This is a genomic window from Achromobacter sp. 77 (assembly GCF_020541125.1).
In the GTDB taxonomy this organism is placed as follows: domain Bacteria; phylum Pseudomonadota; class Gammaproteobacteria; order Burkholderiales; family Burkholderiaceae_B; genus Achromobacter; species Achromobacter mucicolens.
Genome location: NZ_CP059848.1, coordinates 4,852,470 through 4,864,425, shown reverse-complemented (window position 1 = coordinate 4,864,425; position 11,956 = coordinate 4,852,470). Strand labels below are relative to the sequence as shown.

Annotated in this window: 12 protein-coding genes; 8 read left to right on the top strand and 4 right to left on the bottom strand. The window is 63.9% G+C overall.

Annotation, left to right across the window (positions count from 1 at the left end; translation table 11 throughout):
* Positions 1 to 16: 16 nt before the first annotated feature.
* From H4P35_RS22500 to H4P35_RS22490, 3 genes are read left to right on the top strand one after another with little or no spacing between them, the layout of a single operon-like run.
* Positions 17 to 988: a tripartite tricarboxylate transporter substrate binding protein gene (locus H4P35_RS22500; RefSeq protein ID WP_226847072.1), complete on the top strand. Its 972-nt coding sequence runs from the start codon at positions 17 to 19 to the stop codon at positions 986 to 988.
* A gap of 39 nt (positions 989 to 1,027) precedes the next feature.
* Positions 1,028 to 2,476, top strand: a complete 1,449-nt coding sequence (locus H4P35_RS22495) for a sulfatase-like hydrolase/transferase (RefSeq protein WP_226847071.1) — start codon at positions 1,028 to 1,030, stop codon at positions 2,474 to 2,476.
* Entirely contained in the window at positions 2,473 to 3,789 is a 1,317-nt protein-coding gene (locus tag H4P35_RS22490) for an FAD-binding oxidoreductase (RefSeq protein WP_226847070.1), read from the top strand. Before H4P35_RS22495 ends, H4P35_RS22490 begins: the two co-directional genes overlap by 4 nt.
* A gap of 101 nt (positions 3,790 to 3,890) precedes the next feature.
* Here the strand turns inward: H4P35_RS22490 and H4P35_RS22485 are convergent, their stop codons facing one another.
* From H4P35_RS22485 to H4P35_RS22470, 4 genes are all read right to left on the bottom strand, one after another.
* Entirely contained in the window at positions 3,891 to 4,856 is a 966-nt protein-coding gene (locus H4P35_RS22485; protein ID WP_226847069.1) for a DUF3829 domain-containing protein, read from the bottom strand.
* Between the two features lie 156 nt (positions 4,857 to 5,012).
* A complete protein-coding gene (locus tag H4P35_RS22480) occupies positions 5,013 to 5,885 on the bottom strand; it encodes a LysR family transcriptional regulator (RefSeq protein WP_056325653.1) in 873 nt (290 codons plus the stop codon).
* Positions 5,886 to 5,914: 29 nt separating this feature from the next.
* The gene (locus H4P35_RS22475) at positions 5,915 to 6,643 is read right to left on the bottom strand and encodes a type 1 glutamine amidotransferase (RefSeq protein ID WP_226847068.1); all 729 of its coding nucleotides are present in this window, start codon (positions 6,641 to 6,643) and stop codon (positions 5,915 to 5,917) included.
* Between the two features lie 118 nt (positions 6,644 to 6,761).
* Entirely contained in the window at positions 6,762 to 8,000 is a 1,239-nt protein-coding gene (locus H4P35_RS22470) for an MFS transporter (RefSeq protein WP_226849521.1), read from the bottom strand.
* A gap of 95 nt (positions 8,001 to 8,095) precedes the next feature.
* Here H4P35_RS22470 and H4P35_RS22465 point away from each other — a divergent pair, with 95 nt between their 5' ends.
* The 5 genes from H4P35_RS22465 (at position 8,096) to H4P35_RS22445 (ending at position 11,956) form a co-directional block, all read left to right on the top strand.
* A complete protein-coding gene (locus tag H4P35_RS22465) occupies positions 8,096 to 8,893 on the top strand; it encodes a helix-turn-helix domain-containing protein (RefSeq protein WP_226847067.1) in 798 nt (265 codons plus the stop codon).
* Between the two features lie 92 nt (positions 8,894 to 8,985).
* Positions 8,986 to 9,486: an anti-virulence regulator CigR family protein gene (locus H4P35_RS22460; RefSeq protein ID WP_226847066.1), complete on the top strand. Its 501-nt coding sequence runs from the start codon at positions 8,986 to 8,988 to the stop codon at positions 9,484 to 9,486.
* 144 nt (positions 9,487 to 9,630) lie between these two features.
* Positions 9,631 to 10,176, top strand: a complete 546-nt coding sequence (locus H4P35_RS22455) for an RNA polymerase sigma factor (RefSeq protein ID WP_056325661.1) — start codon at positions 9,631 to 9,633, stop codon at positions 10,174 to 10,176.
* A complete protein-coding gene (locus H4P35_RS22450) occupies positions 10,173 to 10,844 on the top strand; it encodes an anti-sigma factor domain-containing protein (protein WP_226847065.1) in 672 nt (223 codons plus the stop codon). Before H4P35_RS22455 ends, H4P35_RS22450 begins: the two co-directional genes overlap by 4 nt.
* A 179-nt stretch (positions 10,845 to 11,023) precedes the next feature.
* Positions 11,024 to 11,956 carry an acyl-CoA desaturase gene (locus H4P35_RS22445; protein WP_180097856.1) on the top strand — a complete coding sequence of 311 codons (933 nt, stop codon included), beginning with the start codon at positions 11,024 to 11,026 and terminating at the stop codon, positions 11,954 to 11,956.

Genomic DNA, 11,956 nt, shown 5'->3' with positions numbered 1-11,956 from the left:
CGATACGGAGACAAGCATGCAAGTCCGACGCAGACAATTCCTGGGCGCCTTGAGCGCTGCCGCGTGCTGTAGCGTGGCGCCGATCAGGCGGGCGCTCGCCAATCCCCCCATACGTATGCTGGTCGGCTTTGCGCCGGGCGGAGCGGCCGATCTCGTGGCGCGTGCGTTGGCCGAAGGCATGCGTGCATCCGGCCACACCACCATCGTCGAGAACAAGGGGGGGGCGGGCGGACGTATTGCGGTCGATTCGCTGTTGAACTCGGGCGCTGACGGCAACTCCCTGCTGTTTACGCCGTCCACCAACCTGACCCTGTATCCGCACCTTTTCAAGGAATTGAATTACACGCAGGCGGATTTCACGCCGCTGGGAACGGCCAGCCGATTCGATTTCGCATTCGCCGTGGGCGCCAATAGTCCGGCCAGAACGATTCAGGAATATTTGAGCCTGGCCCAGAAGGACCCGCGCATGGCTGTTTACGGTACGCCCGGCGCGGGCACGGTCATGCATTTTCTGGGCATCATGCTGGCGAACGCGAGCAAGATTCCGTTGGTTCCCATCCCTTATAAGGGTGGCGCGCCAGCGCTCGCCGACACGGTGGGCGGAACCTTGCCCGCACTGATCACGACGCTGCCAAACCTGATTCCCATGCATAAGTCGGGCAAGATCCGGATCCTCGCCACAACGGGGGCCGCGCCCTCGTCCGCGCTGCCGGACGTGCCCACGTTCGCATCCGCGGGATATCCCTCTCTGACGGTTGCCGAATACTTCATGTTGGTGGGAAACAAAGGCATGGCCGGCAGCCAGGCGCAAATCCTGGCGCAAGCCACGGCCGACGCGGTGGGCTCGCCAGCGTTCCAAAAGGTCATGCAACAGCAATTCTTCGAACCAAAAGTGACTGCGCCCGCGGCCCTGAAACAGCAGCTGGAACGCGAAGATGCGTTTTGGGACCGCGTTGTCAAGGACAGCGGCTACCGCCCCGAGGCTTGAGGCGGCGCAGGCCCGGCCGGCCTCTATCAAGGAAACGTAATGAAAGGCAAGAACGTCGTCGTCATCATGTCCGATGAACACAATCCCGCATTCATGGGGTGTTCCGGGCATCCATTCATCAAGACTCCAAACCTGGACGCCCTGGCGGCGCGCGGCGCGCGGTTTCCCAACGCTTACACGCCCAGTCCAATCTGCGTTCCGGCACGCGCCGCGTTTGCGACCGGCCATCGGGTGCACCAGACCCGCCACTGGGACAACGCGATGCCATATGTGGGCGATCCGCAAGGTTGGGGCCATGTGTTGCAGCAGCGCGGCATCAACGTCGAGAGCATAGGCAAGCTGCACTACCGCAATGAAGAGGATCCCGTTGGGTTCGACGCGGAGCATATTCCCATGCATGTCGTCGGCGGGCACGGCATGGTGTGGGCGTCCATTCGCGATCCTTACTTGCCCGTTGCGGGGCGCAAGCGCATGCTTGGCGACCGCATTGGCATGGGCGAATCGCCTTATACGTCCTACGATCGCTCGGTCACGGGGCGCACGTTGCAATGGCTACGCGCGGCGGCTGAACGCGGCCAGCCCTTCGTGTTGTACGTGGGACTGGTTGCGCCGCACTTCCCTTTGATCGCGCCGCAGGAGTTCTTCAGCTTGTACGACGCGCGCCAGATTCCTGAGGCCAAGTTGCATCCAAAAAATGGCTACGAACGTCACCCGTGGGTGCAGGCCTATGCGGCGTTCGAGCGCAGCGAAGAGACCTTCCAGGACGAGGACGAGCGCGTGAATGCTTTCCTGGCGTATTACGGGTTGTGCAGTTTCCTGGACAGCAACGTTGGTCGCATCGTCGATGAACTGGCCACGCTGGGGTTGGCGGATTCCACGCACGTGGTCTACACATCGGACCATGGCGACAATGTTGGAGCCCGTGGTTTGTGGGGAAAGTCCACGCTGTACCAGGAGAGTGTGGGAATTCCCATGATATTGGCCGGCCCGGACGTGACGTCCACGATTTGCGAGACGCCGGTGGATCTGCTCGACCTGTATCCGACGCTATTGCAGGCGGTGGGTGTGGACCCGTTGCAGCACATGGGGTCACGGCCAGGGAAGTCACTGTTCGCCATAGCGGCGCAACCGGCGGACAAGCGCCGCGCCATCCTGAGCGAATATCACGCGGCAGGCAGCAACACTGCGGGATTCATGTTGCGAAAGGGGCCTTGGAAGTATCACCACTACGTGCGCTTCGAGCCTGAACTGTTCAACCTGGACTCGGATCCCGGGGAACTGCACGATCTGGCAGGCGACCCGGCTTATTCCGACGTGCTGGCGGACATGAAGGCCGCGCTCTACGCGATCTGTGATCCGGAAGACGTGGACCGGCAGGCCAAGGCAGACCAGGCTGCGATGATTGAACGCCTCGGTGGCGTGGATGTGGCCTCGACGATGGGCGCAAGCGGGGCAACGCCCGCACCCAAGGCGCAGAGGGCAGCATGAACGTCGAGGACCGTTACCTCAAGGACTGGAGTGGCCTGACGCGGGGCGTGCCTCGTGTGGTGCACAGGCCCGTGACCACGGATGAAGTGGCCGCCCTGGTTCGACATGCCGATCAGCAAGGCCTGAAGATAACGATCCAGGGCGGCCTGACCGGTCTGGCGGGCGGCGCGGTGCCGGCCGATGGCGACGTGGTCATCAACATGGAGCGCATGAACCGCATTGAATCCATCGACGCGGTTGAGGGAGTCATGCAGGTGCAGGCCGGCGCCACCTTGCAGCAGGTGCAGGAAGCAGCCGCTGAGGCCGGCTGGTTTTTCCCGGTGGACCTGGGTGCGCGCGGCAGTTGTCAGGTGGGTGGCAACGCGGCGACGAACGCGGGCGGCTCGCAGGTCGTGCGCTATGGCACGATGCGAGATTCCGTTTTGGGACTGGAAGCGGTGCTGCCCGATGGGTCTGTGGTGACATCGCTGACGCGTCTGGTCAAGAACAGTTCCGGCCTGGATTTGCGGTTCTTGTTCATCGGGTCCGAAGGCACGCTGGGCGTGATTACGCGACTGACGTTGCGATTACAGCCCGATCCCGGTGCGCCGGCCACGGCGTTGGTGCAGGTGCCGGACACGCCATCCATGGCATTGCTGCTGCGTCAATTGAAAAAGACGCTCGGTCCGCAACTGACCGCTTATGAATTCATGTCGGCAGAATTTTTGCGGCACGCCAGCGGTTTGGCGGGCGTAGCGCTGCCGTTGACCGGCGATGCGCCTTGGAATGTGCTGATACAGGCCAGTGGACTGGCCGGCATGGATCCGCAAGCCGCGCTGGAAAGCGCACTGGAACAGGCGCTCGAAGCTGGCACGATCAGTGATTGCGCGGTGGCGAGCAGTCTGTCCGACGCGCAGAAATTCTGGCGGTTGCGGGAATGCATTCCGGAATTGCTGACGGCGCTCAAACCAACGGTGAACTTCGACTGCGGCTTGCCCTGGGCCGAGATGGCGGGATATGTGGCCGAGGTCGAGGCCGCGCTGAAGCAGCGATATCCGGATGCAGCGCATTTGTTCATGGGGCACCTGGGCGACAACAACATTCATATCCTGACGGGGCCGCACGCCCAAAGCGAATGGCTGGGCGTTGAGGAAATCGTGTATGGCGCGTTGCGCGGCCGGCAGGGAACGATCAGTGCCGAGCATGGCATTGGGTTCTTGAAAAAGCCGTTTCTGGGGTATACGCGCAGCGACGGCGAAATCGCATTGCTGAGGCGCTTAAAGCATGCGCTGGACCCCAATGACACGTTGAACCCGGGACGTATCGTCGACTGAGCGGGACACGGAGACTTTCGACGGGTCACCGCTCAGCTTGTGCGAACCCGGCGCGATGCCGGGTCTTCACATGGGACTGGATCTGCTCTCGGCAATGGCGATCAGCAGCGCCCGGTATTCAAGTCCGCAATCAGGTTGTTGAAATCCTGGCGCAGGCTGTTGGCGTCGTTTTCGATCGTCGGGCGCATCATCTTGAACGCGCCGGTGCGGGCGGCGTCTTCCTTGTAACGGCCGTTGTTGGTGTGCTCAAGAATCTGGCGGCCGGAGGCGAGGAAGCTGTTGACGTTCATCATCATGCCGCTGCAGCCCTTGGGGTCGGCTTCGCGCGTTTTCTTGTCAAAGCCCAGCGCCATTTCGTTCATCTTGTCCAGCTGCTGCTTGAACGCTTCCTGGTCGGCGCCCAGTCCCTGGCCGTCGAACACGCCCGAGGCCTTGTCCATCGTGGCCTTGCCGTAATACACCATGCCGGCGCGGTAGTAGGCGACCGTGTCTTTCTTGGCCTTTTCGAAGGCTTCCTTGGTGTTGGCGGTGTCCTTGATCGAGATGCCGCGGTAGAAATTGTTTTCGGCTTTTGCGACGTCCGTCAGCGCGGCGACATAGGCCGGGCTTTTCTCGCGGGCCAGTGCGCCGTTGTCCGACAGGAAGGTCTTGGCTGCCGAATAGTTTTGCAGTTCGGTGCTCAGCGGCGCCAGCTTGCCCAGCGCGTCCGAGAACGCCTTGGCCGGTGCGTCGATCTCGGCGATGGGCGTCGGCATCGCCAGCGCGCGGTCGAGTTTTTCCTTGGTGCGCAGAATTGCCGTGTCGTTGCTGATGACAAAGTCCTTGAGCGGCTTGCCGCTCTTGAGGGCCGGGACGGCATGGGTCTCGTAGCGGTCCAGCGCCTGCGCGAACGTCGTGGAGATGCTGTTCGCGGTATCGACGTACAGGTTGTACTTGATGATCTCTGCCTGAGCGGTGGCCACCTCGGGCGCCTTCGCTTCCTGTTTGGCGCTATCGTCGCCGCACGCGGCGAGCGCCACCGTGAAGATCAGAACTGCGGAGATGCGCAGGGGGCGCGGCATAAACATCTTTGTTTCCTGTCGGGGGGTGGTTGTGAAGGGGACGGATGATATTCCCTTCGATTTCCCAACAGGCTACAAAGTCATTCAAAGCTGTCACAAGAGTTTGCAGCGTTTGGTGTCCGGATTCAACTCCGCCACCTCAGCGCAGATGCACCTGCGCCTTCAGCGGCTGAATCGTTCGGCCGCTTCCACGATGCGTTGCGCGAGCAGCGCGGCCACGGGCTGGCGGATGTCGGAAGGACGTTCAACCAGTCCGATCTCGCGAAAGAAGGTGGCGTCGCCCAATGTCTTGACGACGACTCCCCGTGGCAGCGATAGCGCTTTGCTTAGCGGAAGCAGCGCAACGCCCACGCCCTTGCGCACGAGTTGCGCGATGGCCTGCAGTTCATCCAGTTCAATCGCTTCCTTGGGCGTGATGCGCGAATGCCGCAGGAACTGATCGACGAGTCTGCCGCCGAAGGAACCCCGGTCGTACCGAATGAAGGGCTCGTTTTCCAGCAGATCGAGCCACTCGCGCTGCCCGTGCTTGCGGGGAGCCAGCAGCACGAACGGCTCGCTGAACAGCACGCGCCAGCGCAAGTCGGCGGGCAGGGCGAAGGGGGGCTTGATCATCACCGCAATGTCCACTTCGCCCGAGTCGACCTGTCCCAGCAGGTTCAGCGACAGGCCCGGGACCAGCCGGATGCGATAGCCGGGGTTGATGCTCCAGAACTCGGTCAGGGCATCGGTCAAAAACGTTGTTTGCGCCGACGCGATGGAGCCGACCCGGATCAGGCCGGTCTTGGGGCTGCTTACGTTCTTGCCGAACTTGGCGTAGACGGACATCACCTCTTCGGCAATGGCCAAGGCTTCGCGGCCATTGCTATTGAGGTTTGCCGAACGTCCCGTGCGGTCAAAGAGCGGATAGCCCAGTTCTTCTTCCAGGCGCTGGATCTGCGCGCTGACGGCGGACTGCGTCAGACCGATGTGAGCCGCCGCATTGGCGAATGTGCCGTAACGCACAACGGCCATGAAAGTCTGGAGTTCTCGCCGCATGGTGGCCCTTGGTCGCTGTGGGGTCCGGATCAGCGCAGGTTGTCAGGACGCTGAATCGTCTGGACGAAGGCGCGTGCGATCCTCGCGCCCGCCGCATCGGCGTCGTCCGCGTGCAGGGCGCGGTCGGCATCGGCCTGGGATTCAAGCCAGCCGGGCGCGATGCGATCGACGCGTTCCTTGTTGCTGCTGGTCCAGCGCTGCACCACATCGCCGCTGGCTTCGAAGTGAAACTGCATGCCGTACGCGGCGCGGCCCACGCGAAAGCATTGATTCTTGACCAGGCGGCTCTCGGCAAGCAGCGCGGCGGAATCCGGCAGCGTGTAGGTGTCCACATGCCATTGAAAGCTGACGAAACCCGGCTGCAACTCGGCAAACAACGGGTCCTGGCGCCCATCTTCCGTCACGGTAAGCGGCGTCCAGGAGAACTCCCGGGCCACCCCGAGCAGGTTGTCGGCCCCGTAAGCGCGGGCCAGCACCTGCGCCCCGAGGCAGATGCCCAGCACGGATTTGCCAGCATCGCCAAACTTGCGCATCAGCGCCGCCAGTTTGGGCAGGTAGGGATGGAGTTCGTCGTCTCGCGCGCTTGGCCAGCCGCCCGGCACGATCAACGCATCGAAGTCGTCCAGGCAGATGTCGCCCAGCCCATCGCGGTGCGCGCGGAACCAGGTGATTTCGGCATGGGCGCTTTGCAGCGCGCTCAACAGCAGCCCAAGCTGCGTGTCGTCCATGGTCTCGATGATTGCAACGCGTGGCGCCATAAGGGGGATCGAAGGGTAGAGGTGGGACGCAAGACGCCGGCAGCCCTTGCAGGTCAGACCGGCGAAAAGAAGGATAGTAACGGCACGCCTTGATATCGGGGAGGCCGCGCTGAATGGCTCAAGCCCCGCTTCGGCTCATTTCAGCGCGCTTTCTACGCATGGCAACGCCAAGGGCGGCGACGGACAGCGCCAGCGGAACGAATGACACCCACAGCACGGTGTTCCAGCCGAACGCCGACAGCAGGCCCCCGGACGAGAACGATCCGATCGCCATCAAGCCGAAGACGATGAAGTCGTTCAGGGACTGGACACGCGTTCTCTCCTCGGGCCGATGGCATTCCAGCACCAGCGCGGACGCGCCCAGAAACCCGAAGTTCCATCCCACGCCGAGCAGGACCAGTGACCACCAGAAGTGCGCGACATCGATACCGCCCAGGCCCACCGCGGCCGCGACCCCAATCAACATCAGGCCCATGGTCGCGACCCGTCCCGCACCAAAGCGCGATATCAGTCTGCCGGTGAAAAAACTTGGCGCGTACATGGCAATGACATGCCACTGCAGTCCCAGATTGGCGGACTCCTGCGAGTGGCCGCAGATGTGCATTGCCAGCGGTGCGGCCGTCATGAGGAAGTTCATGAGCATGTAGGAGACGGCACCGGCGATCACTGCGGCGATGAAGCGCGGCTGCAGCGCAATCTCGGAAAGCGGCCGCCCGCCTGCGACCTCCGCGGCAGTGGGGGCGGGCAACCTGACACCGATAAGAATGAACGCGGAAATCGCTGCAACCGCTGCTTGCGCCAGAAAGGTGGCGGCAAACATGTGCGGCGGCCACAGGTTCATCGTGCCGTTGACGAGCTGTGGCCCGACGATCCCGGCCGCGACGCCGCCCGCCATGACCAGGGATAGCGCGCGCGCCCGTCGCTTGGGCTCCACGCCGTCCGCGGCGGCGAAGCGGAACGACAGGACGACCGCAGCATAGACACCGCCGAAGAACGTAGCCAGGCTGAACAGCCAGAAGCTTCCGATCATGACCGCCAGTATCGCCAGCAGGCCGGTGAGCACGCCAGCGCCGGTGCCCAGCAGAAAGGCCGCGCGCCGGCCGTGGCGCCTGGCAACGGCGCCCATGGGCAGCGTGCATGTCGCCATGCCCACCACAAAGATGGAAATCGGCAGCGTCGCGAGCATGGGCGTCGGGGCAAGCGTATTGCCGACGATGGAGCCCGTTGCATAGACGACCACCGAATTCGCGCCCGCCAGGGCTTGGGCGGCGGTCAGTCGCCAGATGTTGCCTTGTTGAACACCTTCGGGCAGAACAGCGGGGCGGTCATGCGCGGAAGCGGCGCTATTTTTTGTCATTATGATCAATGGCGTTACGTTGAGGTGGCATTACAACTCAAAGTTACGAAGGCGATCTATCGACAGCCTGCCAAGTTATATAGAATCGGCGACATATGAAAGCGCTCGTGCCGTGGGAAGCCATTACCGCGCCGCCAGATGTCCTGCCGCCTTTGCCAATGACCATGAGGGTGCAGTCCATCGGCGCGCGGAATTATTTCGCCGCGCATACGCATGAATGGAACCAGGTGGTCTACGCGGTATCCGGTGTCCTCATGGTGACGGCAGACGGGCATTCTTTCGCCATTTCTCCGAATCAGGCTGCGTGGATTCCGTCTGGAACCGTGCATAGCGTGGGGTCCTTTCTTGGCGCCGAATACCGCAGTCTTTGGCTTGCCGATCACCCTGGTGGGACGCTTTCCGAGGGCGGCGTGGCGGTGTTTGGCGTATCCGCCCTTTTGAAGGCGCTTGTCGTCGAGGCGGCGACGCTTCAAGGCAAATCGGACGCGGATGGGTATTTCGGCCGGATCTACAGACTGGTGCTCGACCAGCTCTGTCGTGCGAGCCCGATTTCATTGATCCTGGCATGGCCGACCAGCCCCCCCTTACTGACCCTTTGCGAGACCTTGTACAACCAGCCGGCCGACCCCAGAAGCCCGGACGACTGGGGGCGGGATCTGGGGATGTCGGGCCGGGCACTGGCCCGCAAGTTCTTTGCGGAAACCGGTCTCACGCTGCGTGATTGGCGTCGCCGGCTGAAGTTGTTCAGAGCCATCGAGCTATTGGAAAACGGTCTTGATGTGACGCGGACCGCATTGGAACTTGGCTATGGCTCTACGTCCTCGTTCATCTTTGCGTTCAGGTCTGAAATGCAATGCAGCCCGATGGCCTATGTGCGGTCACGGGCGCGGTGACGTGCGCCTTCGCCCTTCAAGGTTCCGTTACCTCTCCTGGACTTGAACCGACTTAGAATCGGTCACCAACTTTCGATTGAGGGGAGCCAGCCATGGCGGGTAATGCCAAAAAAACCTTGCTTGCAGGCATCTCATGTGTGTTTATCGCGGCCAGCGCATTGGCGGCGCCGCCAGAGGGAAAGGGCAAACCCGATAACGCTGGCCAGGGGCAAGGGCAGAGCAAGGGACGCGGACAGGGCAGCAACGGAAATGCTTCCGGAAAGGGCAACGCCGGTCACGGAGATGCGCCTTCCAAGTCCAACGATGCCAGCGTCACGCTGCGTTATGCGGGCATCACCGTCTCCACCGCCAGATCGTACGCGCAGGAGTATGGCCTGTCGGGCTACGGTCAGCTGCCGCCGGGTGTCCGCAAGAACCTCGCCCGTGGCAAACCGCTGCCTCCCGGAATTGCGAAGAAAATGGTCCCCGGTCCGATGTTGGCCCGGCTCCCCGCCTATCCCGGGTATGAGTGGAGGGTGGCCGGATCGGATCTCGTCCTGGTCGCGGTTGCAACCGCCGTGGTCGCCGATATCCTGATCGACGTGTTCGATTGAGGGGCCACATGCGCCGTTGCGGCGGGCCGGTGTCCACCACGCCCGCGCCCCGGACTTGCCTGTATCATCCGCTGCAAGACATCCGTCCCCCGAGCGCCGTATACCGCCGCGCGGCCTGATTGCCAGTGACCCCGGATAGCCGCCATGCCCGACCCGCTACGTCTGCAGGCTTTGATACAGGAGTGCGCCCGCGGCCAGGAGTCCGCGCTGGCGGAACTCTATCGTCAGACCTCCCCGCATCTGTTTGCGCTTGCCGTACGTATATTGCGGCGAAGCGACTGGGCGGAAGAAGTCCTCCAGGACAGCTTCATCAATATCTGGCGCAATGCCGCCCGCTATTCCTCGGAGCAGAGCCAAGTCATGACCTGGATGACGCGCATCGTGCGCAACCGCTGCATCGACCTGCTACGCAGGCCGGACCTGGAACGCCCCGACGCCGACGGCGCGTTGACGCAGGCCTGGGCCGATGACGCGCCCGGCCCGTTCGAGCGGCTGCAACGCGATCAGGACGGCCAGCGCCTGGCGGACTGCCTGAAACAGCTCGAGGGGCAGCAACGCACCGCCATCGCGCTGTCCTTTTTCGACGACCTCAGCCACAGCGAGATCGCCCGGCGCCTCCAGGCGCCGCTGGGCACGATCAAGAGCTGGGTGCGGCGCGGCATGGACCGGCTCAAGAGGTGCCTGTCATGAACTACAGCAATCCTCAACTGCGCGAGCGGCTTGCCGCCGACTACGTGGCCGGCGCCATGCGCGGTGGCGCGCGCCGCCGTTTCGAGGGCCTGATGGCCGCCGACGCCAACCTGCGCCGCCAGGTGCGCGACTGGGAAAACGATATCTATCCGCTGTTATGGTCGCTGCCGCCGCGGGTTCCCCCGCGCCGCGTGTGGCGCGCCATCGAAGCGCGCCTGAAACCCGGCGGCAGCCACGGCTGGCAGGGCCTGACGTTCTGGCGCGTGCTTAGCGGCGCGCTGGCGGCCATGCTGGTGGCCGGCGTGGTGGTCTACCCGATGCAGGTCGACCGCGCCGCGCGCACCCAATTGATGGCGGTGCTGCAAAGCCCCGAGGCGCAAGCGATGCTGGTGGTGCGCGCCGACGAGCGCGGCGGCCTGCATGTGCATGCCCTGCAGGATCTGGCCTCGCGCGCCGACGGCAAGGCGCTGGAGCTCTGGGTGATTCCCCCGGGGCAAGCGCCGATATCCGTCGGGGTCGTGGCGCCCGATGGCCAGACGGCGCTGCCGCGCGCGCAAGGGCTGGAAGGGGTGCAGACGCTGGCCATCACCCTGGAGCCGCCGGGCGGCTCGCCGTCGGGCAAGCCCACCGGACCGGTCATCATGAAGGGCGACGTGCTCAAGATCTGAGCGGTATCCAAAGCGGGCCGCACCGCTTGCCGGGGCGCATTTGGCCGCGAAGTGCCGGCGCGCCCTCCTGTCCGATGGCGTCAGCGTGTTGCTGATGCGCGCTGCGCGTAAGGGTTTTCACCTACGCATCCGACGCAGCGCCGGGACCGTATATGCCCATACGTTTCCCACAGGACAGCATGATGCGCTCCGTTCTTACCGGCTGGACCGCTTCGATACGACGCTGGGTCGATACGCAGGCGCAGGATGCGCCGGGCGGCGACCCCGATCGCATCGACTGGACCCGCGCCTTGCCTTTCGCCTTGTTGCACGCCGGCTGCCTGGGCGTGCTGTGGACCGGCGTGTCCCCAGCCGCGCTGGCGCTTGCGGCGGCGTTGTATGCCGTGCGCATGTTCGCCCTGACCGGCTTCTACCACCGCTACTTCTCGCATCGCACGTTCCGCACCTCGCGGGGCATGCAATTGGTCTTCGCCGTGCTGGGGGCCTCGTGCGCGCAGCGTGGACCGTTGTGGTGGGCGGCCCATCATCGTCATCACCATCGTCATGCCGACGATGCGCAGGACCTGCATTCGCCGCGCCGCCATGGTTTCTGGTGGAGCCACATGGGCTGGTTCCTGACCCGCCGCGCCTTCGCCACCGACATGGCGCGGGTGCCCGACCTGCGCAGCTACCCCGAACTGCGCTGGCTCGACCGCTTCGACGCGGCGGTGCCGCTGGCGCTGGCGTTGGGGTGCTACGGGCTGGGCGCGCTGCTGGCGCGCGTGGCGCCGGGCCTGGGCACCGACGGGCCGCAGATGCTGGTGTGGGGCTTTTTCATTTCCACCGTGGCGCTGTTTCACGCCACCGTCACCATCAATTCGCTGGCGCACCGGTACGGCAGGCGGCGCTACGACACCGCCGACGACAGCCGCAATAACGCCTGGCTTGCGCTGCTGACGTTCGGCGAGGGTTGGCACAACAACCATCACTTTTATCCGGGCTCGGCGCGCCAGGGCTTTCGCGCCCGCGAGATCGACATCACCTGGTACGGCCTGCGCCTGCTGGCCGCCGCCGGCCTCATCTGGGATTTGAAGGGCGTACCGGCCTGGGCGCTGGCCGCCGCCAAGGAGTGA

Bases quoted from the DNA above. Each gene is read 5' to 3' on its own strand.
- H4P35_RS22500 (WP_226847072.1), top strand. From the start codon at position 17: ATGCAAGTCCGACGCAGACAATTCCTGGGCGCCTTGAGCGCTGCCGCG.
- H4P35_RS22495 (WP_226847071.1), top strand. From the start codon at position 1,028: ATGAAAGGCAAGAACGTCGTCGTCATCATGTCCGATGAACACAATCCC.
- H4P35_RS22490 (WP_226847070.1), top strand. From the start codon at position 2,473: ATGAACGTCGAGGACCGTTACCTCAAGGACTGGAGTGGCCTGACGCGG.
- H4P35_RS22485 (WP_226847069.1), bottom strand. From the start codon at position 4,856: ATGTTTATGCCGCGCCCCCTGCGCATCTCCGCAGTTCTGATCTTCACG.
- H4P35_RS22480 (WP_056325653.1), bottom strand. From the start codon at position 5,885: ATGCGGCGAGAACTCCAGACTTTCATGGCCGTTGTGCGTTACGGCACA.
- H4P35_RS22475 (WP_226847068.1), bottom strand. From the start codon at position 6,643: ATGGCGCCACGCGTTGCAATCATCGAGACCATGGACGACACGCAGCTT.
- H4P35_RS22470 (WP_226849521.1), bottom strand. From the start codon at position 8,000: ATGACAAAAAATAGCGCCGCTTCCGCGCATGACCGCCCCGCTGTTCTG.
- H4P35_RS22465 (WP_226847067.1), top strand. From the start codon at position 8,096: ATGAAAGCGCTCGTGCCGTGGGAAGCCATTACCGCGCCGCCAGATGTC.
- H4P35_RS22460 (WP_226847066.1), top strand. From the start codon at position 8,986: ATGGCGGGTAATGCCAAAAAAACCTTGCTTGCAGGCATCTCATGTGTG.
- H4P35_RS22455 (WP_056325661.1), top strand. From the start codon at position 9,631: ATGCCCGACCCGCTACGTCTGCAGGCTTTGATACAGGAGTGCGCCCGC.
- H4P35_RS22450 (WP_226847065.1), top strand. From the start codon at position 10,173: ATGAACTACAGCAATCCTCAACTGCGCGAGCGGCTTGCCGCCGACTAC.
- H4P35_RS22445 (WP_180097856.1), top strand. From the start codon at position 11,024: ATGATGCGCTCCGTTCTTACCGGCTGGACCGCTTCGATACGACGCTGG.